The sequence below is a fragment of the Pirellulales bacterium genome (assembly GCA_035533075.1).
In the GTDB taxonomy this organism is placed as follows: Bacteria; Planctomycetota; Planctomycetia; order Pirellulales; family JAICIG01; genus DASSFG01.
Window position 1 is genome coordinate 38,389 of the sequence record DATLUO010000029.1, and the last position, 25,293, is coordinate 63,681.

The window sequence follows — 25,293 nt, forward strand, 5'->3', positions numbered from 1 at the left end:
GTCATTTCGCCGCTGGGGTTTCCGAAGGCTTGATCGTGACCTCGCTTTCGGGCAGCGGTTCAATCTTCGTGTCGACGCCCTTGAGGTGTTTGTCGAAGAAGGAGGCGGTCAGTTGGACGACGGCCGGCAGCCCGAAGGCCGGGCCGCCGTGGTTGGCACCGGGCAGCCGTTGAAGCGTGACTTCGACGCCCGCCTTGGCCAACAGGTCGCTTAGCTCCACGCTTTGAGCGTAGGGAACCAGCGCGTCGTGGTCGCCGTGCAGGATGAGGAACGGCGGGTTGTCTTTGCTGACGTAACGCACCGGGCTGACGGCGTCGCACTTTTCTTTGTCTTCGCCGAGCTTGCCGCCGATCAGGTTGGAATAAGGGTCGCCGTTGTTCCATTCGAAGATGTTTTTGACGTTCTTCTCTTCGTTGGCCTGGGCAATGACCGTCCAAAAGTCCGTGGGGCCAAAGATGTCGCAAACGGCCTGGACGCGGTCCGACTGGTCCAAATTGCCGCCGACCGTCGGAAACGCCTTTTTGCCGCCGCTGGTGCCGACGAGTGCCGCGAGGTGACCGCCGGCCGAAGCCCCGCCGACGCCGATCCGGTCGGGATCGATGCTGTACTTCTCGGCGTTTGCCCGCAGCCATCGGAGGGCGGCCTGACAATCCTGAATCTGGGCGGGAAACTTCGCCTTTTGGCTGAAACGATACTCAATGCTGGCGGCGACATACCCACGCGGCAATTGATTCCTAAAGGGCATTTCCGTCTTGCTGCCGCCGCTCCAGCCACCGCCATGAATCCAGATCAACAAGGGCAGCGGTTTGTCACTCCGGCTCTGGGGAAAATAGATATCGAGCGATTGTGCCGCGTCACCATCGGGCACGTACCGCACATCGTATTCGGCGACAAAGCCCGCCGGCAGGGCCGGCCGCCGCGGCGCGGAGTTCGGCACCGGTGCCTCGGCGGCGACGATCGTGCGCGAGGAGGCGAGAAGCGTAAAAACGATTGGAATAAGACCGAACGTCCGCATGGGTTCTCCTGGTAGAAGCAGGTATCGAAAGTCTGGCTCCGATTCTAACCGACCGATTTCAACAAGCCAAATAGTCGCGGTTGTGCGATGCGACAGCACAATTAGGGCTCACACGAATTACCGCATCGAAGTCCTCGGTGGTCTTGTAATAGACGCGCTGTTCATGCCACGTCTGCTATCAAGTTCCGCCATCGCTCGGCCCGCGCGAGAACGGCCTGGCACGCCTGGTCTCTTACCTCGGCCATGCCCGCTCGGTCGCCGCTCAGTTGGATCAACTGCTTGGCCAACTTGGCGGTTTTGCCCGCCACGTTGATTGATTTCAGTGTCGCGGCAGCTTCTTCGCTGGTCGACTTTCCGAGGACGGCGCCGCTCTCGAGCATCACTGACAGAAGATGATGCAAGTCTGTGGGAATTAGCTTACAGGCAGCGAGGAATGCGTCGATGGCGCCGAACACGGCCCAATGGTGCAAGCGCGATGTCGCCGCCGTCGCCTTCAGCACCGCGGCGACGCGGTTCAGCTTGATGAGCGAGCCAACCGCCGCCAGTTGCCTTCCCAACGTCGCCGGCTCGACGAGCATCGCGCCGATCGCTTCAACCAGGGCATCGGTGGCAAGACTGCGGGCGTCGGCCGAGTCAGCCGACGCTGCAACGATCGCAGCGCGAGCGGCTTCCGCCTGCCATACGGTGTCCCGATCGAAAAGCGGAGTAAGCCGCGAGCGCGAGCTGCTGAGACAAGTGGCGGCCATCAACAACGACGCTCGATGGTCGAACGGATAACAGAGATTCTCCCACTCGACCTGCCAAGCTCGCGGTCCGCCTATCTGCTCGCTGCCGTTGGCGACTTCCAATCCATAGATGACTTCCAGCAATTGAGGCGGGAGGGCGGGATCACTGGCGACCGGACCGTTTAAGGCGATGCGGCCTTGCGCGTCGAAACACGCGGCGGCCAAGGCTCGCGGCGGATGGAAGGCGGCCGGATCTTCGAGCTGTGCACGCGCACGAACTGAAGCAGACTGAAGCGCGTCCTCGCCGAATCCCTCCCCCCATTCGAACTCGATCGGTGCGCCGAGCGCGTAAAACAGATGACGATCGCCGTTGTAATGATCTGGTTTTCCCAACATCTTGATCGCCTCGTCGCGACCGTCGATGGTCAGTCGCAAAATCGCTTGGGCGAGATCGTACTGGTCCGGCACCTCCTTCGGCTCAACGTAGTCCCGCTGCAGTCGCTCGGCCAGGACGACGGGATCGATCCAGCCCCCCCGGTGCGTCGGCATGGCCAGAAGCCCCCGCGGCCCTTCGTCGTCCTTATCCAAATACCAGCAGAGCTCTCGCAGTCGGTCCCGATACAGCGATTCGTTCGCTTCTCGCCATTTAAACAGTTCCCGAAGGACCGGCGGCATCCGGAGCCAGCGACGAATTACCTGCGTCAGCCCGACATTGGTTAACTGGTCGAGAAACGTGAACGCCCACGGTTTCGATTCCTTGCCCACTCGCTTACGCAGCGCGTCCACCCGCTTGTCGAAATCGCTGGGCGGCTGATGATGGAAACGCGCAATGCCATCGAGGATCCGCTCAATCTCCATCGCGTCGTCCACGCCTTCACATAGCGCCCCGACCGAATCGATCAACTCGTCGATCGAGTCGAGCGGCGCCACCCGCATCGACGGGACGCGGCGGGGCACATGCCGCGGATCGATGGGGAAGACTTGCGGCTCGCTGCCGTCGCGAACCCACCGCACCGCCTGCTCGGTCGCTGTTTGCCGGCCAATCGCCGCGGGAATTGCAGAAACTCGCGCGTCCAACTCAGACCCCGTTGGTCCGCCAACCTGCTCGGCTTTCTTGCTCACCTCGGCCGGCGAGGTTTCGTGGCCGGCTTCGCCGGTACTGTCCAGCAGCGTCCGGAGTCGAGGCTTGAGGGCTGCGGCCACGCGTTCGATTGCATCGTTGATCGCGTCGGCCGCTTCTCGTCCGAGATGATCGTTCAACGATTCGAGCGTATCCATCGCCGCCTCTTGGACGTCGGGAATGTCGCTCGCCAGGGCGCGAGCCATCGCGAGCGCCGCGGCCGCCTTACATCCGGCGTCCTGTTTGATGAGCAGCCTGGTCAGCGCGATCGCTTTGGCCGGATGCGTCTTCTTGTCCAAGCGGAATACCGGCTCGCAGGCCGCGAAGAACGCCTCCGCTGGCAGGCGTTTCGCTTTGGCGACGACCTCCAGGGCTTTGAGGGCGAAGCCGACCACGATCGGCACGCGCGACTCCAACAAGAGCATGTATTCGTCGATCAGTTTCTCGCGCTCGTCGATCGTCGGTTCCAGGTACTCGTGAAATTTGCCATAGGCGGACAGCACACTCTCCTTCATCGGCAACGATGCGGCACGGATGCTCGCCTCGAGCAATCGCGCACGATCCAATCGTTCCTCGTCGCTCAACTCCTTCAGCGCGCTCGCCCAAGGATCGAATCGATAACGGAAGGCATTGTTTTCGACCTCAAACAGTCGCCATACGTCGTGTTCGAGCAAATCGGGATCAGCCAACAGAACATCCTTCCAAGAATCGAACTGCTGCTTCAAATTATCTGTTTTGAACTCATCGCCGCGGTCAAAGATCGCGTTTTCTTCGGCCATCCGTTGGACGTACCCCTCGGTTTCGTTGGCGGGCAGCGCGCCTGACCGGATCAGGCTCCGCTCAACGAACCAGGTCGTCACCCGAGGCTCCCTTTTAACGTCGGCTTCAATCCATTTAGCCAGCCATGCGGGTCGTCGCGCATCGAGAATCTGCAGCACCCGCTGGGGCATGTCGCGCAGATCGCTATGCAGCCAGCCGCCACCGTCGTCGCTCCAGGGATTCCGGATGCGCCTGAGATCGCATAGCGCCAGCACGGCCAGTGCCGCAGCCCACCTCGGCACGCGCCAATCTTCGTATTTCCGGCCGCGCAGCGCGTCCATGAGGGCGTGAACGTCGTCGCCATAACGCTCCAGATCCTTCCTCTTATTGAAAACGCTTGCGGACCACGCGCCAGAAATCTGGTTGTATAGCCGCCAGGCGAAGTCGTTCAGTTCTTCGCGTTGGGCGTCGTCGAGCGGTGCCAACACTTGGCACAACTTCTCGCGGTCTGCGGCAACGACCAGGTCATACAACTCAGCAGCTTTCATCGGATTCGCCATCCAGGAACAATCTCGCGGCTAAAACGTGCTTGCACGGTCCTCGCGCGCCCTGGTGTTTCGCGTACCAGGGGCACGTGCATCGGTCCTTGTCCGGTGCCAATCGCACCAGGTATTCCACGTCGCTTCCGGATACGAGCACCTCGCTGCGATCGTCGCTTTCCCGGCAATGCAGACTCACCCGTCCCGCCGCCAGCAGTTTCCTTGCATTCGTCAGCCGGGGCTGCAACTCCTCGATCTTCGATAAATCGAACGGCAACTCGCGATGGAAGTATTTTTGAGCGGCAAGATCGTAGCCCACAAGACCGCGCGTTCCAAGTACGACCAGCGCCCCATCGACCTCGGCGGCCGGCAGTTTCAGCTTTGCGGCGAGCAGATTGGAGTCGACGTCACGGTTCCAAGTCAACGCGGCTCTCACCTGGTCGATCGAGTTCTTCCACTCTGTTGCGGCCAAGGATTCCAATGCCTGTCCCTCGCCGGAAAACCCTCGGTATAACTCGGGGCTCAATAACAGCGTCAGGCGGCCCGTCGGAAATCGCAGATCCCAAGCACTTACTCCTGTTTCGTCGCTGGCGTAAATCTCCGCCGAGTCAGCCAGTTGAGCGACGCTTTCAAGGACGCGCAGTCGCGCCGCCGCCATGACTCGCACGCCGTCCTTGGCCTCTCGCAAACTGAGTCTCAAGCCGCTGCCCGACTTGACGACCCAGGCGGGCGCGCTCTTGGCTGCATCGCGAGCGAGCGAGCGCAAGAATCGCAACAGGTCGCTACCGCTGACCGTAAACTTCGGCTGCATCCGTGGTAGGTAGGCCGTGGTTTCGCAAAAGGACTTGATCCATCGCAACGGCAGCTTGACCTTCTTCTCAACGACGCGCGACTCGTCGACGTGCAGCGACAGCTCTTCGGCTCCGACGCTGATTCTGGCATCGCGCGACGACCGGAGCCGCGTCAGGCCGCGGCGCATCTCGTTGTTGAAATCTACGTTGGTCGTCCCGCGTCCAGCAATCGGGCGATCGAAACTCTCATCGGCAAAGTCGGCCCGCACGTACGCCCCACAGCAAGCGCTAAAGCCCTCGAATCGCAAGACGTGGTCGTTGCAGGTCACTACGGGATCCAGGAGTCCGGGGCGCGGCAAGAAAAAGTGCGTGCGAACCACCTCTGCAACCGTCAACAAGGCGGCCGAGACGACTCGCGGTTGCGCGATCTTGGCGTCGAAAAAGCAAGGGTGCTTTTCCGGGCCGCCAAACGTCGCAAGACGCAACCCGAGCGACTGGGCTTGCTGCTCCGCACAACTGCCGCCGCGATACAGATAGCGGAAGTCAATCGCAAGACCGGCGGACATGGAGAGGTCTCCCGTAACGGTGCTAGTCAAGTTGCTTCAAGCGAGCTCGACCCGCGCGAGCTAGCTCGCCAAGTCCACCGTTCGTAGCCCAGCGGTCTCGCCCGCTTCCCGTAGAATCGCAGGAACTGTGCGCTGAAATCATGATGCCGCTCTGGTGACGACGTGCGTATCGAGCCATGTTGCGTTGCCCTGAACCAGCCTATTTTGGACCTCGGCGATGCGGGAATCAAGCGGCCGCGTGCTGGCTTCGACATTCCGCCCACGCGGCCGCTGTACTGATCGCCGAAGCCATCAATCGGGCGTGGGCTCAGCGTCTTTCGCCACCAAAGGCCGCGACGTCGAAGCGGCCTTATCGACTTCGCCGAACAGGACTAGCAGCCATCCTTGATCGGGCCAAAGCACCGGATTGGTCGGATTGAGGTCGACTGCCGATTCTAAACGGTTTCCGAATCGAACGCTCATAATCAGTCCCTAAATTGACCTACTTCCACTCGTTTTTCGCGGTGACTCGCCCTGGCATGCTTGAAATCAAGGATCTTAGCGTTGCCTATCCTAATGCGGGCACGGTGCTCTCGTCAGTTTCGCTGACAGTGCGCCGAGGCGAGCTGTTGGTGCTGCTCGGCAGGTCGGGGGCGGGAAAGTCGTCGCTGCTCAGGGCGATCAACTATCTGGTCCGGCCGTCGGCCGGCTCGATCACGGTGGCAGGCATCGGCAGACTCGGCGACCGGCGTTCATTGGCCGTGCATCGCCGGCAGACCGGCATGGTCTTTCAGCAGCACCAGCTCATCTTGCGCCTGACGGCGCTCGATAATGTTCTGCTCGGCTGCGTCGGCCGCTACCCGGCCTGGCACATCGGGCTGCCGTTCTCGCGGACCGACGTCGAATTGGCATACGATTGCCTCGAGCGCGTTGGGCTGGCCCATCAGGCCCTGCGCCGCGCCGATGAACTGAGCGGCGGCCAGCGCCAGCGAGTCGGCATTGCTCGGGCGTTGGCGCAGCAGCCGCGGTTGTTGCTGGTCGACGAACCCGTGGCCAGCCTCGATCCGCAAACCGCCGACCAAATCATGGCGCTCTTGCAGGAGATACAGCGAGCCCAACGACTGACGGCGATCGTCAGTCTGCACCAGCTCGAACTGGCCCGCCGCTACGCCGAGCGCATCGTGGGACTCGCATCGGGCCGCATCGTGTTCGACGGGACGGCCGGCGATTTGTCGAGCGACGACCTGACGCGAATCTATCGGACCGTGCCCGTGAGTGCCGATGACTTGACGGCCTCGCCACCATCCGTCGGCACGTCGAAAACCGTCGAAAGCTTCGAACACGAAATGCTGGTGCAAGATGATTAGTCGAGCGGCATGTACGTTTCTGGCGGCCGTGCTGTTTGCCGGGTGCGGCCAACAGAGGCCTGTGCCGGCCGGAGGACGCAATCCCGATGTACTCAAAGTGGCGTTGTTGCCCGATGAATCGCCAGCGACGATCATCAAAGACAACGAAGCCCTGAAGGAATATCTCAAGCAGCGGCTCGACAAGCAGGTCGAGCTGGTCGTGACCACCGACTATTCGACCATGATCGAGGCCACGCGGCACGGGCGAATCGACGTGGCCTACTTCGGGCCGTTGTCGTATTGCCTTTGCAAGAGCAAGTGCGACATCGAACCGTTCGCGGCCAAGCTGCAGCAAGGATCGACAACCTACCAATCGGTGATCGTGGCCAACGCGGGCGAAGCGATCGAATCGCTGGCCGGCATCAAGGGCCGCACGATGGCCTACGGAGACAAGGCGTCGACCTCCAGCCACTTGATTCCCAAGTCGATGCTGGCCGCCGAGGGCCTGCTGGCGGGCCGCGATTATGAGGAAGTCTTCGTCGGCAACCACGACGCGGTGTTGATGAACGTGGCCCGCGGCAATGCCCCAGCCGGCGGCCTGAGCAAGCCGATCTACGACTCGCTCATCGAGCGCCGCGTCGTCGAGCCGGACCAGGTAAAGCTCCTCGCGGAGTCAAAACCCTTTCCACAATATCCGTGGGTGATGCAGGCCGACCTGGCCGCCGACCTGAAGCAGCGGATCAAGCAAGCGTTCTACGATCTTCACGAGCCGAAAGTGCTGGAGCCGCTCAAGGCCGAAGGGTTCGCTCCCGTCACCGACGCCGACTACGACTCGATTCGCGAGCTGGCCAAAGTATTGAATCTCGATCTCTCGAAGCCGCTGTAGATGAACGCCCACGCGATCCCTTCAATTACCCGCGACACCGTTCTCGAGCGTTACCGGCAGCGTTGGCTGCGCACGGCCATTGCCGGCGCGGCGACGACGCTGGTGGTCGTCGCTTCGGCCTGGCACTCGGGGCTGTTCGATTTGCGCCGCATCGCCGAGGGCGTGCCCAGCACCGCGAAGCTGCTGGGCGAAATGTGGCCGCCTGATTTCAGCCATGCCCCAAGCTGGATCAAACCGCTGGCCGACACGCTGACCATGAGCATTTCGGGCACGCTGTTGTCGGTGGTGCTTTCCGTTCCCTTGGCGCTGCTCGCCGCCCGCAACACCACGCCGCACCCGGCCGCTTACGTCGCCGCTCGGGGCGTGTTGAACCTGTTGCGTGCGGTGCCGGAACTGATTTTGGGCATCGTGCTGGTGGCGGCCGTCGGATTTGGCGTGTTGCCCGGCGTGCTGGCGTTGGGCCTGCACTCGGTGGGCATGGTCGGCAAGTTCTATGCGGAGGCGTTGGAGCAGGTCGATCCGGGGCCGGTCGAGGCGCTTCGCTCCGTGGGCGCCGGCCCGCTGCAAGTAATCTGGTACGGCATGCTGCCGCAGATCATGCCGCTGTTGGCAGGCGTCACCATCTACCGCTGGGAATACCACTTCCGCGCCTCGACGGTGATGGGCATGGTGGGAGCGGGCGGCATCGGTTTTGAGCTGATCGGTTCGTTGCGGATCATGCAATACCGCGAGGTCTCGGCCATTTTGCTCGTCGTGCTGGTGATGGTGGTGGCGATCGACATGATGAGCAGTGCTCTGCGGCGGCAGTTGAAATGAGCGAACGGCCAGAGACCGCCTCGGCGCGGCCCAAGGTATTGGTCACGAATCGCGTGCATGCCTCAGTCATCGAGCGGCTGCAAGCCGAGTGCGACGTCGACGTGAACGAGAGCGGCCGGATTCTTGCGCCTGATGAACTGAGCCGCCGCACCGTCGACGCCACGGCGATGATGGCCTTCATGACCGACCATATCGACCGCGACTTCCTGGCGGCCTGCCCGCAGTTGCAAATCATCGCGGGTGCGTTCAAGGGTTTCGACAACATCGACGTCGCCGCCTGCACCGAGCGCGGAGTCTGGGTGACGCGCGTGGCGGACCTGCTCACCATCCCCACCGCCGAGTTGGCCATCGGCCTCGTCTTGAGCCTTTCTCGCAACATCGTCGCCGGCGACCGCCTGATGCGTGCCGGGCCGTTCCGCGGCTGGCGGCCGATTCTTTATGGCACGGGCCTGACCGGCAAATGCGTCGGCCTCTATGGCATGGGAGCCGTGGGCCAGGCCATCGCCGAACGCATGGGCGGTTTTGGCGTGCGGACCGTCTATTACGACCCGCGGCCCCTGCCGCCTGAGAAGGAAATTGCTCTGCGCCTGCGATACGTACCGTTCGACGAGCTGTTGGCCGAGAGCGATTATCTGATCGTCGCGGCTCCGCTGACCGACGACAATCTGCACGCCTTCGACGAGGCCGCGCTGGCCCGCATGAAGCCCGGCAGTTTTCTTATCAACGTCGGCCGCGGCTCGGTGGTCGACGAACAGGCCGTAGCGCGCGCCCTGCAATCGGGCGTGCTGGCCGGCTTCGCGGCCGACGTCTACGAAACGGAAGACCAGTCGCGGCCGGCAAGGCCCTCGCAAATCGAGCCGGCGTTGCTTGCGGAGATCGACCGTACCGTGCTCACGCCGCATCTCGGTTCGGCGGTCGATTCGGTCCGCGAACAAATCGAACTGGAGGCTGCCGACAACATTCTCGCGGTCATCCGCGGCCAAGCGCCGCCCGGCGCCGTGAATCGGCCGCGGTGAACCACGAATGTGGAGGGAGACGAACGCTAAAACGTCGCCAGCGGATTGACGGGCGAGCCTGTCGCTCCCTCGACGGTCAGCGGAGCAACGGTCAACAGGAACGACCACCGCTTACGAGCATGGGCCTCTTGGCTCAACTGCTTGAAGTCGCAGTTGTCGAGAATCGGCATACCCATCGCGACGATGCACACCCAATGGACCGGCTGCGGGAAGGCTTCGACGCCCGACGGAAGGACGTCCAGCGCCAGATCGCTGCCCACGAGGGCCACGTCGCGTTGCTTGAGCCAAGGCAGGCAGGAGGCATGTAAGCCGGCCGAGCCTTTCATCACGTCCCACGGTCCCTCGACTTCGCGCCGCGCCCAGCGCCCGGTATGGATCAGCACCGCGTCGCCGCTTTCGACCTTGACACCCGACTTTTTCTCCCATGCTTCCAGGTCTTCCGGATAGATGGCCCGTTTCCCGTCAAGGTAACGCACACCGAGGTGACGCGGCATATCCATCAGCACCGCCCGGGTAAGAATTCCGCTTTTGAAATTCTCCACGCCGAGCTTGCCGGCGCCCTTGACGGTCAGCACATCTTGGGAGAATCCGTTATACATCCGGCCCTTGTAGATCAGATGACACAGACCGTCGAGATGCGTCTGTGCAAAGCCGTGATAGCGCACTGCGAATTCGTCTCCGGCGTAAGCGATCTCGTCGCCCGGCTTCGGCAACGCTACGATCTTGTGTTCGAACGCAGGCGAGCCGTCCGCCTCTTCTTTGATCGCGGCCCGCGCAAGAGAAACGGTGACGCCGTCGCGCACCAAGGCGACGGCTGCCTTCTGCTTTGCCGGAGTGATGAGATTCAGCGTGCCGCGCTGGTCTTCCTGGCCCCACCGCCCCCAGTTTGAGAGCGAGGTCATCATCGCGTCGATGTCAGCCTTCGTGAGATCTTTCTTGACGCTTGTTTGGGCCGGCCCATCGGCGCAGCCCGGCCGCGCCAACGAAACCGCAAGGAAACTGGCCGAGGCCAGGATAATCCAATCGAGGCAAGTGTGTTGACGACTCATGGCAGTTCTCCGCGACGAGAGATGTTGTAAAATGACCCGTTAAGCCCGTAAGTTGACATCTTCACTTGCCCAACATCATGTTTCAACCTCATCATCTCGCTGATTTAGCCGCTCGCATGCACGGCGACAAGGGCGTCACCCGGCGGGATGTTCTGCGGTTGGGTATCGCCCAACCACGCCGTTTCGATGGCGTTGTCGGGCTTGCGAGAGTCGCTCCCCGCCATCGAAGCCGACGGAAATGACCCGCGGCATCAGCCCTATCTCGGCTCGGTGCTGGAATACCTTTCTGCCCGAAGCTCGACCAGATTTTGCCGGCGTTTCTTGACGACATGGAATCGCGCGGCATGTTAGACGAAACGCTGGTGCTCGTGATCAGCGAGCATGGCCGGACGCCAACGATTGCGAACACGCCCGGCGGCGGCCGTGAACACTGGGCCGGTGCGTACTGGGGCATGTTCTTCGGCGCCGGAATCAAAACCGGGCAAGTGATCGGAGCGAGCGACCGGCAGGGAGCGTATGCCGTGATCCGCCCGACGCATCCCAACGATATTCTGGCGACCGTGTATCATCTGATGGGCTTCGACCCGGTGGAGACTGCGATTCCCGACCGCGCCGGCCGGCCGGTCCGTTTGACGGAGGGGAATGTTGTGCGCGAATTGTTGGCCTAGTGCGGGTCAGCCAATCGCTTTTCGCAACGCTGGGACAACCTCACCGGCGAACAATTCCAGACTACGGATCCAGCGGTCGCGGTCGTCCCAGTCGTGGGCGGTCAGAACCAGATCGCCGAAGGGGCCGATCTTCTCGCGCAATTCCAAAAGTTGGCGCGTGACATGCTCGGGGTCGCCGGCGATCACCACCTCTTCCATGAAGTAGTCGAGCGTGCAGTCGGCCTCGGCCTGCCGGTCGTCGCGTTTCCACATGGCGACTCCCCGCGGGTTCGTCGCTTTGGTCAGGTCGAGAATATACTGAATACACGAGCCGAGCGAATTGCTCTTGGCCAGACGCCGCGCCTCAGCGGTCGAGTCGGCAACGAATACGTTGCGGGCGATGGCCCAGTCAGAGGGCTGTGCATGGCGGCCGGCCGCCGTTGCGGCTTGGGCGTACGTCTGCCATTGATCTTTGAGTGCGCCCGCGTGAAGCAGATGGTGGCTGATGAACCGGAAGCCCCGCTCGGCCGCTTTCGCCAGGCCGGCCGAGGCGCGGCTGATGCTGGGAACATAGATCGGCGGATGCGGCCGCTGCAGTGGCTGATGCAGGTGCCCCACGCCGAAGTCGAGGTGCAGGTGGTCCTTCATTTTCACCTGCCAGAAGCGGCCTGTCATCTCGATCGGCACTTTGCCTTCCCACAGCTTGAGAATCATGTCGATCGACTCCGCGACCCGAGCGCCGGTATCACTCGGTTGTGCGCCGAAGACCTCCATGTCGGTCGGGATGGCGCCGGGGCCGAAACAGACGTTGAGCCGGCCGTGCGACAAATGGTCCAAAAACGCCAGCCGCCCGGCCACGTGGGCCGGATGATGATATTGCAAGCAGACCGGGGCCGGACCGACGCGGATGCGCCGTGTCAGGCCGAGCACCTTCGCCAGGAAGATTTCGGGCATGACGATGTTCTCGACGCTCGACGAATGGTGCTCGCCGACCCAGAAATCGTCGAAGCCCAGTTCTTCGCACTTCACCGCGAGCTCGAGGTCTTCGTCGATGCACTGAGCCAACGGCTTGGCCGGATCGTGGATCGGCATCACGAACATTCCCAGCCGCAAAGCATTCATGTGGCGTCTCGTTGTTCAAGGAACCCGTCGACGTCGACGCCCAGCCGCTCCCCGTGCAGTCGTAACGCTTTGAGCGTCGCGGGATCGACCGGAATGCCGTCGCGCCGGCGCTTGCGCATCGTGCGGAATTCGAGTTCGCCGGGCACCAGCACTTCGGTAAAGCCCGGCGCAGGGGGCGATGACTTGATGTAGGCGATCGTTTCGTCCACCAGCCGGCGGAATTCCGCCAGCGGACAAAACGCGGAAGGATCGATGACCACGAAGCAGACGCCGTTGCCTGTGACCGTGGTGTCTTGCGAGCGGATGCCGGCCAGCGCGCCGCCCAGCAACTCGACCAGGAGGCTCAGGGCAAATCCCTTATGCCCGGCGGGGCCGCCAAGCGGCAGAAGGCCGCCGCGCGGCGGACCATAGAACTGATTGGGGTCGTTGGTCGGTTGGCCCTGGGCATCGACGATCCAGCCGTCGGGCAGCGGTTTGCCCTCGTTGCGGTAAAAGCGAATCTTGCCCTCCGGAGCGATCGACGTTGCAAAGTCGGCAACGACCGGGTCGCCGCCGGTGGGTACCGCATAGGCGATGGGATTCGTAGCCAAACGTCCCTCGCGCCCGCCCCAGGGGAGCACGAAGTGCCCGTGCAAGGGCGAGTTGCAGGTTGCCAGCGCGACGTAGCCCTGATCCGCCGCAAGCTGCACCCAGGCTCCCAGCCGGCCGACATGATTGCAGCGGCGCGTGATTACGCAGGCGGCGCGTTGCCCGCGGGCGATTTCGACGGCGACGCGAACGGCCTGTTCCGCGCCGACGGCACCGAATCCGTGGCCGCAATCGACGACCGCGGTCGAGCCTCCCGTGTGTTCAACCGCCTGCGGCGCGTCGGGAAGGATCGTCCCTTCGGCCATCGCCTCGAGATACTCAGGAATGCGCAGTACGCCGTGCGAGTCGTGGCCCATCAAGCTACTGGCGATCAGCGAGACAATCGCCGTCCGTGCCTCACGATGGCCGGCCCCGGCCGCCGTTATCAAGGCGACGCCGAGCTGCGATACGGATTGACTTGGATAGAGGCGATTCATCAGCACTGCGACGGCCGGTCGTCGGTAATTTTTGATCGGACTGCATTGTATTGAATTCCGCTCGGCCCGCCATACAAACGGCGACGGCAACGATGGTTGGCGCGCGGAGGTGGCGTCGACCTCGTCGTCTCACAGCGGCTGCCCAGGAAAACGGAACTTGAACCGGTTACAATAGGCCGTGAATAACCCGCGTCATCATGAACCATTGCCCATGAACGTTCCGGCCGCGAACGCCCTCTTTATCTGTCTGGTGAGCATCGGCGGACTTTGCTCTGGACCGCTTTTCGCGGCCGAGTCGCCAGCGTACTCCATCGCTGCCTTCTCGGCCGATGTCACCGTGCCTTTGGGCCACCGCTCGATGGGCATTCTGCCGACCAAGACTCGCACGATCGAGGACCCACTCGATGCGCACGGTTTTGTTTTGCTCGGGCCGGAAAAGCCGATCGTACTCTTGGCGCTCGACTGGTGCGAGGTCCGCAACGGCGCCTACGACGAATGGCGCGATGCCCTGGCTGCGGTCGCCGGCACCCTCCGCGAACGGGTGCTCGTTTGCTCGCTGCACCAGCACGACGCCCCGGTGGCCGACAGCGGCGCCCAAGAGTTATTGGACAAGGTCGGGCTGAAGGGCGAGCTTTATGATACGGCCTTCCACAACGAGTGCATTGGTCGCGTCGTGCGGGCCTTGGCCGACAGCCTGAAATCGCCGCGGCCGGTCAGCCACGTCGGCATCGGCCAGGCCCAAGTCGAAAAAGTCGCGTCGAACCGCCGCGTCGTCGCGCCCGACGGACTGGTAAGCTGGAACCGTTATAGCGCTTCGGGAGGCGACCCCTTCTTGAGCCAGGCGCCCGAAGGCGAGATCGATCCGTATCTGAAGACGATCAGCTTCTGGCGGGGCGAGACGCCGATCCTGGCACTGCACGCCTACGCGACGCATCCCATGAGTTACTATGGCCGCGGCGGCGTGAGCGCCGACTTCGTCGGGCTGGCCCGTCGCCGCCGTTCGATGGACCAGCCCCAGGTGCCGCAAATCTACGTCACCGGCTGCAGCGGTGATGTAACGGCCGGCAAGTACAACGACGGCACGCCGCTGATGCGCCAGGTATTGGCCGACCGCATCTATCAGGCCATGAAGCAATCCTGGGCGGCAACCGAGCGGTTTCGATTGGAAAGCGTCGCCTTTCGCTCCGCTTCTTTCGATTTGCCGTTTCACGAAGGGCAAGCGTTCACGCGGCAGGCGCTCGAAAGGACGCTGGCCGATGAACGGGCGAAAGCGGCCGATCGAATCCTGGCGGCCATGGGCCTAAGCCGTCTCGACCGCGTGGCCCGTGGAGAGAAGATCGACCTGCCCTGCATCGATTTTGGCCGGGCGAAGATCGTGCTCTTTCCGGGCGAAGCGTTCGTCGAATATCAGTTGCTGGCGCAGAGGATGTCGCCCGATTCGTTCGTGCTCTCGATCGGCTACGGAGAATGCTGGCCCGGCTACATTCCGACGGACGCCGCCTTCCGCGACCGCTTCAATCACGACTGGCGCTGGGCCGGGCCGGGCAGCGAACAGCGCATTCACGACGCTCTCAAGAAGGTGCTCCCTGAAAACAACTAGCCGAGCTTGCTATTGGCGGGCCGCACTCTTGCTGTTGATCGGAACCGGGACGTTTCCGTCGGCCGCACAGGAGCCGACAAAGCCGCTGTGGTCGGTCGATGATCTTTTCCGCATGGACGGCCCGCAATCGGTTATCGTTTCACCGACTTCAACCACGCGAAAAGCGAGTCGCCAATCTGAGTGTAGCCGGCCGCGGCGGGATGGACGCCGTTGTTCTGGCGAAGGTTTTCAGCGCGGCTGCCGACATTCCCAGGCGCGGTTTCGGTTGGATAGCTCCATCGGCAATCAAGATTGACGTAAGCCGGCACGAGGTCGATCCCTTCGTGCTCACGGCCGGCGTAATGGTCGATCATGCGTTCCACGAGGCGATGTTGGTTGCGGCGATACTGCCAACGACGTGGAGAAACAATACAGGTGGCCTGCGGTGCGGAGGTAGATATGGCCATCGCAGATGGCGGGCGTGGCGTAGGAGTTCTCGCCGAAATCGCTGGAACTGAGAATCCGCCAGTTCGCCTGGGAGCTGACCACCGTGAGTGTTCCCAGCTCGTCGATGAGGTAGAGCTTGCCGTCGCCGACCACCACCAAGCCAAGGTCCACCGCCAAGGCAGAAAGGTCCACAAACGGAGCCAGGGCAGAAAGGTCCACGAACGGAAGCAGACCGCGTGAATCGAGCCGCACAGCACGGTCATGATGGACACCGTCACCAATCGTGGAATCAGGCGCGAGCCGCCGAGGCCGGTCCAGAACGATACGACGATCACAACAGCCAGCTCGAGTCCCGTGACCGCTAAGAAGAAGGAACCGGCCGCGGTCAGGGGTTGCGGAGTGGCACGTCGTCCCACTGCAAAAAGCAAGGCGAGGGAGGCGGTCCAGATCGCCAGGTCTTTGATTCCGAATTGTCGCGACGTTGCTGTGCGCCCAGGCGGTCCGCTTGCGCGCGGGTCGGGAGCGGCAAACTTGACGACGCTCCACCCCCGCGATCGCAGGAATCCGAATGCCGCGATCAATCCGGCCAACACCGCCGCGCCGCTCACGACGATGTCCCATTGCTGCCCCCCGTCTCGCGAGAGTGCGAAAGTGACCATCCAGCCGACCGCCAAGGAGACGATCGCGCCCGGCAGGCGACACTGCCATCGAGCATTTCCCAGCACGGCCCAGACGACGAGCAGCATGACCAGCGCGGCCGTCAAGCCCAAGCCAACGGCGATCTCCGCGCGTGCGAGGCCTCGCTCGTCGTAGTATGTGCTCGCAATGCGCAGAAGCAACACGCCGAATACGGTCCCTTCGATGACAGCGACATCGACGGCGGGCTGCCACGATGGCGCGTCGCCGCGGCGTGCGCGGACCCACGCAACGCTCCATGCCAGGAAGGCGGCGGCCGTGCCAAGGAAAAGCCAGAACACCCATGAATTGTCCGGCAGTTTGCAAAGCTCGCGTAGCGTTGCCACGTCCCAGATCCGGGCCGCCCCGTCGTCGCAGTGCGCGGCCATGCGAAGGCCGTCCGGCGAGAAGGCGGCCGGCCAATAACATCCGACATTTACGGTGAGCGTGCGAGCGGCGCGTCGCTGTGTGACGTCAAATAGTTGTAATTCGGGCGCATCTCTTCGGTCAATTGCCACCCATTGTCCGTCGGGCGAAAACGCTGCCCTCATGCCGCAATTGGCAGGAAAGGTGTAGGCAGACCGTTTTGTCTCGCAGTTCCACAAGTGAGTACGCAAACCAACGGAGTCGAACATTACGGCCCATTTGTCGTCGGGTGAGACGGCTGGCAACCAGCTTTCGGCGATGCTGTCGACAAGGCGAAACCGCCGCTGGGAAATATCGTAAAGCTTCAGTCCATGCCCAACACCGCTATAGATTGAGACGGCCAGGCGCTTGCCATCGTGCATGGGCACCACGCGCTGAAAGCCATCGTGCGAGGCCATCGCCACTTGCCGGCCGCTGGCCGTGTCCCACAGCCGCACGGATAGATCGATCAGCGTGACTTTCGTCGGCGGGCTTTCGACTTGGGCCATAAGGTGCTCCTCGCAGTACACCGTCCATTTTGGTCGCCGGCGATCAGGGCCGCAATGCCGTCGTCATGGAGTTGGGGCATGGGCCAGGCCCTCGTGTAACTTTCGCTTGGCAAGCGACCTATCCTTTGGGGATAATCGGAACTTGCACTGTTTCGGCCTGCGACAAAGAGGTAGCCCGCGTGACGAAAGCGACAATCGGGGCGAGGGACAATCTGGCGATCGTCGTTTGCCTAACGTCGGTCGGGGCTCTGCTCTTAGGTAGCTGTCTTTCGCGCACGGCCGCCGCTCGGCAACCGCCCCCGCGCAGCGACGCGGCCACCCGTCAATTTGCCGCGGCCGCGGCCCTGCAGAACCGCGAGCAATTCGGTCTGGCGGCGAACGAATGGGCCAAGTTCCTCAAGACCTACGCCAGCGACGCGCGGGCCGACCGGGCACAGTATTACCTCGGCATCTGTCGCCTCAAGAACAAGCAATACGCCGAGGCGCTGGCCGCCTTCGACAAGGCCGTCGCCGATTATCCCAAGTCGGAGTTTTTGGCGTCGTCGATGCTGCACCTTGGCCTGGCGCAGTACAACCTGGCTGTCGGCGGACAGGCCGACTTGTATCCCAAGGCGGCCGAGACCTTCGCCACGCTGATCCAAAAGTTTCCCAAGAACAAGGAAGTGGCCCAAGCCACGTTCTACCGCGGCGAAGCCCTCTATGCCCAAGGCAAAAAAATTGAGGCCGCCCGGCTTTATTCCGACGTGGTCGAGAAACACAAGAGCGGTCCGCTGATGCCCGAAGCCCTGTATGCCCTGGGCGTCACGCAAGAAGAGCTGGGCCAGCCGGCCGCGGCGGGCGCGAGCTACGACGCCTATCTAAAGCAGTTTGCCAACCAGCCGCATGCGGCCGAGGTGACGTTGCGGCGGGCCGAGACGCTGTTCGCACAGCAGCAGTTTGGGCCGGCCGAAAAATGGTTCGCCGCGGCCGCCGGCCGGGCCGGTTTTCAAGACGCCGGCCTGGCGATGTTCCGGCAGGCCGCCGCGCTCTACGAGCAGCACAAGTATGCCGAGGCCGCCGCGCTCTATGCCTCGCTGCCGCGAAAGTTCCCGCAATCGAAGCACAACACCGCCGCTCAGCTCGCCGCCGGCAAGTGCGATTACCTGGCGGGCAAGTACGCTCAAGCACGCGAGACACTGACCGCCTCGCTGGCCGCCGGTGGAGCGACCGCCGCCGAGGCCGCACATTGGCTGGCCCGCAGTTATCTGAAAGAGCGGCAACCGGCCGAGGCGCTCAACGTCGTCGATGCCGCACTGCCGCGGTCGGCGCAAACGTCGTTCGCGGTGCAGCTTGCCTTCGATCGAGCGGACGCCCTTTACGACCAGCCGCCGCGACGGCGCGAGGCCGCGGCCGCCTACGCCGAGTTGGCCCACAAGCACGCGCAAGACCCGCTCGCCCCGCAGGCCCTTTATATGGCCGCGCTGGCTTCGTTCAATGTGGGCGACCACGCCCAGGCCCTGGAGTACAGCAGCGAGTTTCAAAAGCAGTACGCCGACAAAGAGCTGGCCGCCGACGTGGGTTATATCGCGGCCGAAAGCAGCGTGCAGTTGGGCAAGTACGACGAGGCGGTTGCCCGTTACGACCGGTTGCTCAAAGACCATCCGCGCCGCGGCGATGCCCCGATCTGGCAGGTCCGCCGCGGGCTGGCGCTGTTCTTGCAAAAGAAGTTTGCCGAGGTCGTGGCCGCCTTGCAGCCGTTGCTGGCGTCGCCCGCCAATAAGCCGCTGTTGGCCGAGGCTTCGTATCTGGTCGGCGCCAGCCAGAACGAGCTGAAGCAGTTCGACGCCGCTCAGAAGACGCTCGCCGCCGGACTGGCCGCCGAACCGCGCGGCCGGCATACGCCCGACACCTTGCTGGCCCTGGCCTACGCCGAGCGGCGGCTGAACCAATCGAAGCAAGCCAAAGGGCATCTCGAACAGCTTCTTTCGCAGTTCGCCGACAGCCCGCTGCTCGATCGGGCCCATTTCCGCCTGGCCGAAGACGCCTACGCCGACGGCGACTGGGCGACCGCCGCGGCCGAATATAAGCAGGTCATCGAGAAGTTCTCCGGCAGTCCGCTGGCGGCCAATGCGCTCTACGGGCTGGCCTGGACGCAGCTCAGCCAACACGACTATGCGGCCGCCGCCGTCACGCTCGACACGCTCATCTCGAAGTACGCGACCAGCGAGCTGCTGCCACGGGCACGCTATGCTCGTGCGCTGGCCCGCGAGCAGCTCAAGCAGTTCCAGCAGGCGATCGACGACGTGCGGGCGTTCTTGCAGTCCGGACCGTCGGGCAGCGAAAAGTCGGACGCGCAGTACGTGCTGGGGTTGTGCCAGGCCGGGCTGGGTCAGGACGCACAGGCGGTCAAGACGTTCCACGCCATTCTGGCCGAAGACACGAAGTATGCCGGCACCGATAAAGTGCTCTACGAGTTGGGCTGGGCGCTGAAGTCGCTCGACCAGTCCGATGAGGCGGCCGAGGTCTTCCGGCGGCTGTCGAAGGAGTACGCCAACAGTCCCCTGGCGGCCGAGGCCCTGTATCACGTGGCCGAGGCCGACGATCAGCGCGAGCAGTATGCCGCGGCGGCGGCCGGTTACTATCAGGCCATGCAGAAGGGAGGCAAGAGCGCGCTGGCCGAAAAAGCGGCCCACAAGCTCGGCTGGGCCTATTTTCACCAGCAGCTATTCGACAAGGCGAAGCAAGCCTTCGCCTATCAGCGGGCCGCTTGGCCGCAGGGCACGCTGGCCGCCGACGCGGCGTTCATGGAGGCCGAGTCGCTCTTCAAGCAGGGTAAATATGCCGACGCGATCGCCGCTTACCATCAAGTGACGGGCCCATCGGGCAAGGACTTCGCCGTGCTGGCCTTGTTGCACGCGGCCCAGGCGCAGGCCAAGCTCAACGAGTGGCAGGCCAGCCTCGCCGCGCTGGAACAAGCGGCCAAGCAGTTCCCGGAATCGGACTATCTGGCCGAGATTCTCTACGAACAAGGCTGGGCCCGGCAGAACCTTGGTTCGCCCGACCAAGCGCTGGCCCTGTATGAAAGCGTGACGGCCAAGACCGACCGCGAGGTGGCGGCCCGCGCGCGGTTCATGATCGGCGAGATTTACTTCGAGAAAAAGAACCACGCCGAGGCGATCAAGAATTTTTTCAAGGCGGCCTATGGCTACGGCTATCCGCAGTGGCAGGCCAACGCTCATTACGAAGCCGGCCGCTGCTTCGAGGTGCTCGGCAAGAAGGAGCAGGCCCGCAAATCGTATCAGGAAGTCGTGGAGAAGTTTGCCGACAGCGAGAAAGCGCCGCTGGCCAAGCAGCGGATCGAGGCGATTAAGTAATGTCGCCTTTCGCTCCGCGAAAGCGGCGGCGCTACCGGGGCAGGGTAGAGGGTTTAGGGTTCAGAAATACTTGAATTGACCTTTGCCTGACGCCTTCCGCCAGCTCGCTCCCTTCGCAAACTGATTAAACCACTGCCCCGTCGCCACCGGCGCAACAGGCTGGTGTCTTGCTTCTCTGCTTCTCCTTGGCTTCTCCTTGGTCCCGACGTTTCGGAAAGTGCAGGTCGAGGTCACACCTTGACACTGATGGCATATACGCTATCATTGGAAAGGTTCCACGCAACAAGGCGCCGGGTCATGAAGGTCACCACGCTGATACCAGCCAGGCGCAATGATGGAAGTCGGGTCAGTGCCCGACAGCGGGCCGAGATCATCGCCAGGTTTTGGCAACGTTTTGGCGGCTCGACGATCGAAGGGAAAACGCAAGGCGACTGGATCGACCCGGCGGACGGAACGCATTACCGCGACGAATGCTGGAAACTGGTCGTGACGACGACACCGGATCGGTGGCCGGAAGTCGAGCGATTGATCGCCGAGGTCGGCCGCGACCTTGGGCAGAAGGCGATGTACGTCGAGGTGCAGTACTTTGACGGCGTGCGGATCTTGCGAATCGAGTGAGGGCCGGCCGCAACGCGGCTGCTCACGGCGGGGCTTTTGAAAGGAGATGGGCCATGACCAGGTCTAATGCGACACGAGACGGAAACCGCGGTCGGACGAATCGCCGGCGAAGTTCGGGCGCCGGCCCGGTGGCCGACGCGCTGCGTTACGCGCGCCGGTTGCGGCAGAAAGGGCTGACTTGGATCGAGGTGAGCAACGCCTTGTTTGGGCCGGGCGGAAAGCTGACCGAGTTGTGCCCGACCGAGGCCGAGCGAGCGGCCCTGGCGAAAACCAGCGACTTCCAGGAAATCTTGCGGCTGATCGAACAGGCCCGCGACGACGACGGCGATCCGGTCGGGGCGGTGGGCAATTGGATGTCGACGGCCAGCGGCACGACGACCTTGCGGATTCCCAAATCGCTGCACGCCGCCTTGCTCGCCGAGGCCGAGGCCGAAGGCACTTCGCTCAATCAACTTTGCCTCGCCAAGCTCGCCGTCCAGTTACGCGCGGCGGTGGTCGTGTAGCGCCGAGCGGAAAACCACCATTTCCCCCGTCTAGTCAAGGATCGTGCGACGCTGCCAATTCAGTGAGACGCCAATTTTGCGAGCGAAATCTCCGTTCCAATTGGCCTCGAATCCCTCGTTGCGCAGGCATTCGCAAACCTCGCGGGCAATGCCGAGTGCGTTCCTCTCGTAGATGTCATGAGCGACTTCTGAGTCGTCGGACGAAAACCAACCATAAGCCAAGTAGACCGAGACATGGGTGTTTTCAGCCAACATGTGGGGCATATTCTGATCGATGAAAAACGCATAGCCACCTACGCGGTCGCGAAAGCCTGGATAACGGCGGTTGATCGCCTCGATCCGATCCGGTAGTTCGGCGCCGGTGCATGTGTCACAGCAGGGAGAGACTTGCCACAGAAGGATGCCTCGTTCGCGTAAGGCAACTTCGACGCGGTCAAGGCGATCGCAATCCGTCTCGTCCGGCCATGTGGCCTGTTCGGATGCAAGCCAGGTTGCGGCTCGCTCAAGCTCGTGGGCTGCAAATTGAATAAACGTTTCCAATTCTCGCTCTGGACATTCGTCCTGAATGTAAACTTCACGGCAGGTCTGAAGGATGCCTTCGTGCCCGTGCTTTGCTAGTCGAAGCTCACCGAGGATGGCCGATCGAAGCGTAGCGCGGAGTTCCTCTCGCGATGCTTCATTCCAGGTTTGTTCGTCGCTCATAGGTTTGATCGCGTCGAGCCGCACCCCAGGCGGCCATTAAACCGCGCCAGAGCGCGTTGTGAAAGGGTAGTGGCCGAGCATCGGCGGCGGCTGTCGAGCATCTCTTGGTGGATGCGGTCGCGGTGGGAGCCGATCGCCGGCCGCGCCAACCGCGACCGGCGAGTTGAACACGGCCGCTGCGGTGACCAGAGCCAAGTCCACGTCCTGGCGGCGGAACGAAACGCGAATCGATCGCGCGTCAGGCTCTGCGAGCTGCGCGGCGCGTCTTCGATGCGACGATTTCTGCCGTTCATCCTGCTCACTCGTTTCGGGCGAGGTGAAGTGAGGGTCCACTACTTTCGGCGCTGGCGTTCGACGAACGCTTCGTAATCGTGCGGCGTGTCGATGCCCAACGTGGCCTGGGGCACCACGGCGACCGCGATCGGATGCCCGGCTTCGAGCACGCGCAATTGCTCCAGCTTCTCGGTTTGCTCCAGGCGCGAGGGCGGCAGGTCGGACATCGAGAGCAGAAAATCGCGGCGATAGGCGTACAAACCAATGTGCTGAAAGAAGAGCGGCGGACCGGCATCGAGCAGTCGGTCGTGCCACTCGCGCGCGTGCGGAATCGGGCTGCGGCTGAAATAGAGCGCGCGGCCGCGCTCGTCGAACACCACTTTGACGCAGGCCGGGTCGAGCAGCTTTTCGCGCGTTCTGATGGGCGTGGCCAGGGTCGACATGACGTGTTCGGGCCGCTGTTCCAGCAGGGCAATGGCCGCGTCGATCGACTCACCGGCCAGCTCGGGCTCGTCGCCCTGCACGTTGACCACGATCTCGATGTGGCTCAGCCGGCGTGCGACTTCGGCCACGCGATCGGTGCCGCTGGCGCAGTCCGGGTTGGTCATTTCGGCCTGCCCGCCGAACGACCGCACCTCGTTGAGAATCTCTTGGTGATCGGTCGCCACGCACAGGCCGCTGGGCCGCCGGGCCCGGCGGGCGGCTTCGTAGGTGTGCTGGATGACGCTCTTGCCGGTCTCGCGCAGCAAGAGCTTGCGCGGCAGCCGCGTCGACGCCAGCCGGGCCGGAATGACAATGAAGCTGTTCGCCATGGAAATACCCTGTGATTTGCCGGCCGAGAACAACGCCGTCTTGCCTTGCTTGCGTCCGGCAACTTATTCTGGATCCCGGTCGAAGAGCAAGGGCTGTGAGATGACGACGATCAATACCAAACCGTCCGCGGGCGAATTCCTTTGACACTGCCCGGCCGTCCGTATAAACTCAACAAAGGTTGTTGGCCGGACAAGATTCAGCACCTCAGTCAGTCCGACAAGGCCGTTCGGTCTGCGTCGGTGATCCACGCCGGCCTCATCCCCCCGATGAAAGCACTTTGGACCGGTCGGAGCAGGTCCGTCAAACCAACGTTTCTCGCCGGCGGCGGAATCACGCCGGCCGATCGAGAGAGGCGCGCGAGCGCCGCAATAACAGGAGCCAAGCGATGGCCAGTAGTGAAAACCAGGGTCTGCAAATCGCCCTCATTATCTTCGTCATGCTCACCATTTTGCTGAGCGTGACCACCTTCATGTTCTTCCGCGAATATGAAGAAGCCGACAAAAAGGCCCACGAAGACGCCAAAAGCGCCACCGACGCTACCAAGTCGTTGCGCGAAACCGTCACCGAGATGGAGAAGCTCCGCAAGATCATTGGCGTGAGCGATCAGGCCAAGCTGAGCGAGGTCGAAGAGGCCCATCGCGAAGACATGAAGAACTTCGCCACCACCGTTCCGCAGGAGAGCCAGTTCTATCGCCCCGCCCTGGAGTTTCTGGCCAACACGCTGAAGGAAAAGACGGCCGAGATCATCGAAGCACGGACAGCCATTCAGCGCGAGCAGGACGAACGCAAGACGGTCGAGGCCGCCAAGCAGACACAGGTGGACGAGGCCCAAGCCAACGCTCAGAAAGCCGAAGCCGACTTGGCCGCCGCCAAGAAAGCCTTCGACGACGAACGCAAGCAGATGCTGGAAGACCAGAACGACCTGAAGCGGCAGTTGGCGGAGAAGAACGACGCCATGACCGAACTGACCGAAAAGAGCAAGAAGCGCGAAGACGATCTGACCGCCGAAAACAAGAAGCTCACGATGGCCAACACGGACCTCAACGAGAAGAACCTGGCACTCGATCCGACCAGCGGCTTCGAAGTGCCCGACGGCAAGATCGTGTGGGTCGATCAAAAGACGCGCAGCGCCTACATCAACGTCGGTCAGGCCGACGGTCTGCGCCCGCAGACGCTGTTCAGCGTCGTGGCGGGCGACGACGACGTCGGCGGCGACCACCAGCGGACGAAAGGACGCATCGAAGTCGTCGAGCTGCTCGGGCCGCACTTTGCCGAAGCACGCATCACCGAAGACCGGCTCACCGACCCGATGGTGGAAGGCGACAAAATTTTTACGCCGCTGTGGCATCCGGGCCGCTCGGAGGGTTTCGCCATCATCGGCGGCATCGATCTCGACAACGACGGCCTCGACGACCGCCAGATGGTCAAGGACCTGATCCACATGAGCGGCGGCACCGTCGACGCCGAAGACGCGCCCGACGGCAAGCAGGTGGGCAAGATCACCCAGAACACGCGATACATCATTCAGGGTCAGCCGCCCGAGGACAGCAATGTGGGCAGCAAGGCTTATACCAAGCTGCAGAAAGACGCCCTCCAGGTCGGCGTGCGATTGATCAGCGTGCCAAAGTTCCTCGACCAGATCGGCTGGAAGAACCAGAAGCAAACGCTGGTCTACGGCCGTCACGGCAACGCCAACGACCTGCCGCCGCAAGCGCGCGACGGCGGTCAGCCGGTATCGTCGGGCAACGTCAGCAGTTTCTTCCGCGTGCGTCGTCCGCCCGGCCATCGCGGTCTGGGCGGCGGCATCGAGCGCGACACCAACGCCCGCGAGATGCCGCGCAAAAGCGCGTATGGAAAGTAGAGGCTGGCCTAGCGGGCGCATCAGCCGCGTAGCGGCGAGATAGTTTAGCCGTGGGCGCGAGCGGCGCGAGCCCACGGTACCGATGCGGGAGATTAGGCAAGCCGCGTAGCGGCGA

Annotated in this window: 20 protein-coding genes; 10 read left to right on the forward strand and 10 right to left on the reverse strand. The window is 62.8% G+C overall.

Annotated elements, in window-relative coordinates; translation table 11 throughout:
* Position 1: 1 nt before the first annotated feature.
* The 4 genes from VNH11_02990 to VNH11_03005 form a co-directional block, all read right to left on the reverse strand.
* A complete protein-coding gene (locus VNH11_02990) occupies positions 2-1,015 on the reverse strand; it encodes an alpha/beta hydrolase (protein HVA45329.1) in 1,014 nt (337 codons plus the stop codon).
* A 161-nt stretch (positions 1,016-1,176) separates the two neighbouring features.
* Positions 1,177-4,167: a DUF6493 family protein gene (locus tag VNH11_02995; protein HVA45330.1), complete on the reverse strand. Its 2,991-nt coding sequence runs from the start codon at positions 4,165-4,167 to the stop codon at positions 1,177-1,179.
* Positions 4,154-5,515, reverse strand: coding sequence for an SWIM zinc finger family protein (locus VNH11_03000; protein HVA45331.1), 1,362 nt, complete (start codon positions 5,513-5,515; stop codon positions 4,154-4,156). Before VNH11_03000 ends, VNH11_02995 begins: the two co-directional genes overlap by 14 nt.
* A 291-nt stretch (positions 5,516-5,806) precedes the next feature.
* Positions 5,807-5,977 carry a hypothetical protein gene (locus VNH11_03005; GenBank protein HVA45332.1) on the reverse strand — a complete coding sequence of 57 codons (171 nt, stop codon included), beginning with the start codon at positions 5,975-5,977 and terminating at the stop codon, positions 5,807-5,809.
* Between the two features lie 56 nt (positions 5,978-6,033).
* Between VNH11_03005 and phnC the strand changes: the two genes are divergently transcribed.
* Genes phnC through VNH11_03025 form a run of 4 tightly spaced genes read left to right on the forward strand, consistent with a single transcriptional unit; the run spans position 6,034 to position 9,558 of the window.
* Positions 6,034-6,861, forward strand: coding sequence for a phosphonate ABC transporter ATP-binding protein (gene phnC, locus VNH11_03010; protein ID HVA45333.1), 828 nt, complete (start codon positions 6,034-6,036; stop codon positions 6,859-6,861).
* A complete protein-coding gene (gene phnD, locus VNH11_03015) occupies positions 6,854-7,726 on the forward strand; it encodes a phosphate/phosphite/phosphonate ABC transporter substrate-binding protein (protein HVA45334.1) in 873 nt (290 codons plus the stop codon). The genes phnC and phnD overlap by 8 nt, the downstream gene beginning before the upstream one ends.
* The gene (gene phnE / locus VNH11_03020; protein ID HVA45335.1) at positions 7,727-8,542 is read left to right on the forward strand and encodes a phosphonate ABC transporter, permease protein PhnE; all 816 of its coding nucleotides are present in this window, start codon (positions 7,727-7,729) and stop codon (positions 8,540-8,542) included.
* On the forward strand, positions 8,539-9,558 hold the full coding sequence (locus VNH11_03025) for a phosphonate dehydrogenase (GenBank protein HVA45336.1): 1,020 nt from the start codon (positions 8,539-8,541) through the stop codon (positions 9,556-9,558). Before phnE ends, VNH11_03025 begins: the two co-directional genes overlap by 4 nt.
* 26 nt (positions 9,559-9,584) lie before the next feature.
* Here the strand turns inward: VNH11_03025 and VNH11_03030 are convergent, their stop codons facing one another.
* Positions 9,585-10,607, reverse strand: a complete 1,023-nt coding sequence (locus tag VNH11_03030; GenBank protein ID HVA45337.1) for a cyclase family protein — start codon at positions 10,605-10,607, stop codon at positions 9,585-9,587.
* 278 nt (positions 10,608-10,885) lie between these two features.
* On the opposite strand from VNH11_03030, the gene VNH11_03035 reads away from it, so the two are divergent.
* A complete protein-coding gene (locus VNH11_03035; protein ID HVA45338.1) occupies positions 10,886-11,275 on the forward strand; it encodes a DUF1501 domain-containing protein in 390 nt (129 codons plus the stop codon).
* 6 nt (positions 11,276-11,281) lie between these two features.
* On the opposite strand, the gene VNH11_03040 is transcribed toward VNH11_03035, so the two are convergent.
* Both VNH11_03040 and VNH11_03045 read right to left on the reverse strand, forming a co-directional pair.
* Positions 11,282-12,376, reverse strand: coding sequence for an LLM class flavin-dependent oxidoreductase (locus VNH11_03040; protein HVA45339.1), 1,095 nt, complete (start codon positions 12,374-12,376; stop codon positions 11,282-11,284).
* Positions 12,373-13,440 carry an Ldh family oxidoreductase gene (locus tag VNH11_03045; protein ID HVA45340.1) on the reverse strand — a complete coding sequence of 356 codons (1,068 nt, stop codon included), beginning with the start codon at positions 13,438-13,440 and terminating at the stop codon, positions 12,373-12,375. The genes VNH11_03040 and VNH11_03045 overlap by 4 nt, the downstream gene beginning before the upstream one ends.
* A gap of 211 nt (positions 13,441-13,651) precedes the next feature.
* Here VNH11_03045 and VNH11_03050 point away from each other — a divergent pair, with 211 nt between their 5' ends.
* Positions 13,652-15,040, forward strand: coding sequence for a hypothetical protein (locus tag VNH11_03050; GenBank protein HVA45341.1), 1,389 nt, complete (start codon positions 13,652-13,654; stop codon positions 15,038-15,040).
* A 131-nt stretch (positions 15,041-15,171) separates the two neighbouring features.
* Here VNH11_03050 and VNH11_03055 read toward each other — a convergent pair whose 3' ends face one another.
* Positions 15,172-17,055: a WD40 repeat domain-containing protein gene (locus tag VNH11_03055; GenBank protein ID HVA45342.1), complete on the reverse strand. Its 1,884-nt coding sequence runs from the start codon at positions 17,053-17,055 to the stop codon at positions 15,172-15,174.
* A gap of 179 nt (positions 17,056-17,234) precedes the next feature.
* On the opposite strand from VNH11_03055, the gene VNH11_03060 reads away from it, so the two are divergent.
* The 3 genes from VNH11_03060 (at position 17,235) to VNH11_03070 (ending at position 21,529) form a co-directional block, all read left to right on the forward strand.
* On the forward strand, positions 17,235-20,408 hold the full coding sequence (locus VNH11_03060) for a tetratricopeptide repeat protein (GenBank protein ID HVA45343.1): 3,174 nt from the start codon (positions 17,235-17,237) through the stop codon (positions 20,406-20,408).
* 297 nt (positions 20,409-20,705) lie between these two features.
* Positions 20,706-21,026: a hypothetical protein gene (locus tag VNH11_03065; protein HVA45344.1), complete on the forward strand. Its 321-nt coding sequence runs from the start codon at positions 20,706-20,708 to the stop codon at positions 21,024-21,026.
* Positions 21,027-21,079: 53 nt separating this feature from the next.
* Positions 21,080-21,529, forward strand: a complete 450-nt coding sequence (locus VNH11_03070; GenBank protein HVA45345.1) for a toxin-antitoxin system HicB family antitoxin — start codon at positions 21,080-21,082, stop codon at positions 21,527-21,529.
* A 30-nt stretch (positions 21,530-21,559) separates the two neighbouring features.
* On the opposite strand, the gene VNH11_03075 is transcribed toward VNH11_03070, so the two are convergent.
* Together VNH11_03075 and kdsB are read right to left on the reverse strand one after the other, a co-directional pair.
* The gene (locus VNH11_03075) at positions 21,560-22,231 is read right to left on the reverse strand and encodes a hypothetical protein (protein ID HVA45346.1); all 672 of its coding nucleotides are present in this window, start codon (positions 22,229-22,231) and stop codon (positions 21,560-21,562) included.
* A gap of 332 nt (positions 22,232-22,563) precedes the next feature.
* Complete coding sequence (kdsB, locus tag VNH11_03080) at positions 22,564-23,316, reverse strand: 3-deoxy-manno-octulosonate cytidylyltransferase (protein ID HVA45347.1); 753 nt, start codon at positions 23,314-23,316, stop codon at positions 22,564-22,566.
* Between the two features lie 386 nt (positions 23,317-23,702).
* Between kdsB and VNH11_03085 the strand changes: the two genes are divergently transcribed.
* The gene (locus tag VNH11_03085; protein HVA45348.1) at positions 23,703-25,178 is read left to right on the forward strand and encodes a hypothetical protein; all 1,476 of its coding nucleotides are present in this window, start codon (positions 23,703-23,705) and stop codon (positions 25,176-25,178) included.
* The last annotated feature ends 115 nt before the right edge of the window (positions 25,179-25,293 follow it).

What these genes read in the sequence shown, in the direction of transcription:
- VNH11_03050 (HVA45341.1), top strand. Translation starts at nt 13,652, where the DNA reads ATGAACGTTCCGGCCGCGAACGCCCTCTTTATCTGTCTGGTGAGCATC.
- VNH11_03085 (HVA45348.1), top strand. Translation starts at nt 23,703, where the DNA reads ATGGCCAGTAGTGAAAACCAGGGTCTGCAAATCGCCCTCATTATCTTC.
- VNH11_03025 (HVA45336.1), top strand. Translation starts at nt 8,539, where the DNA reads ATGAGCGAACGGCCAGAGACCGCCTCGGCGCGGCCCAAGGTATTGGTC.
- VNH11_03005 (HVA45332.1), bottom strand. Translation starts at nt 5,977, where the DNA reads ATGAGCGTTCGATTCGGAAACCGTTTAGAATCGGCAGTCGACCTCAAT.
- phnD (HVA45334.1), top strand. Translation starts at nt 6,854, where the DNA reads ATGATTAGTCGAGCGGCATGTACGTTTCTGGCGGCCGTGCTGTTTGCC.
- VNH11_03000 (HVA45331.1), bottom strand. Translation starts at nt 5,515, where the DNA reads ATGTCCGCCGGTCTTGCGATTGACTTCCGCTATCTGTATCGCGGCGGC.
- VNH11_03065 (HVA45344.1), top strand. Translation starts at nt 20,706, where the DNA reads ATGAAGGTCACCACGCTGATACCAGCCAGGCGCAATGATGGAAGTCGG.
- VNH11_03070 (HVA45345.1), top strand. Translation starts at nt 21,080, where the DNA reads ATGACCAGGTCTAATGCGACACGAGACGGAAACCGCGGTCGGACGAAT.
- kdsB (HVA45347.1), bottom strand. Translation starts at nt 23,316, where the DNA reads ATGGCGAACAGCTTCATTGTCATTCCGGCCCGGCTGGCGTCGACGCGG.
- VNH11_02990 (HVA45329.1), bottom strand. Translation starts at nt 1,015, where the DNA reads ATGCGGACGTTCGGTCTTATTCCAATCGTTTTTACGCTTCTCGCCTCC.
- VNH11_03045 (HVA45340.1), bottom strand. Translation starts at nt 13,440, where the DNA reads ATGAATCGCCTCTATCCAAGTCAATCCGTATCGCAGCTCGGCGTCGCC.
- VNH11_02995 (HVA45330.1), bottom strand. Translation starts at nt 4,167, where the DNA reads ATGAAAGCTGCTGAGTTGTATGACCTGGTCGTTGCCGCAGACCGCGAG.
- VNH11_03055 (HVA45342.1), bottom strand. Translation starts at nt 17,055, where the DNA reads ATGGCCCAAGTCGAAAGCCCGCCGACGAAAGTCACGCTGATCGATCTA.
- VNH11_03030 (HVA45337.1), bottom strand. Translation starts at nt 10,607, where the DNA reads ATGAGTCGTCAACACACTTGCCTCGATTGGATTATCCTGGCCTCGGCC.
- VNH11_03075 (HVA45346.1), bottom strand. Translation starts at nt 22,231, where the DNA reads ATGAGCGACGAACAAACCTGGAATGAAGCATCGCGAGAGGAACTCCGC.
- phnC (HVA45333.1), top strand. Translation starts at nt 6,034, where the DNA reads ATGCTTGAAATCAAGGATCTTAGCGTTGCCTATCCTAATGCGGGCACG.
- VNH11_03040 (HVA45339.1), bottom strand. Translation starts at nt 12,376, where the DNA reads ATGAATGCTTTGCGGCTGGGAATGTTCGTGATGCCGATCCACGATCCG.
- phnE (HVA45335.1), top strand. Translation starts at nt 7,727, where the DNA reads ATGAACGCCCACGCGATCCCTTCAATTACCCGCGACACCGTTCTCGAG.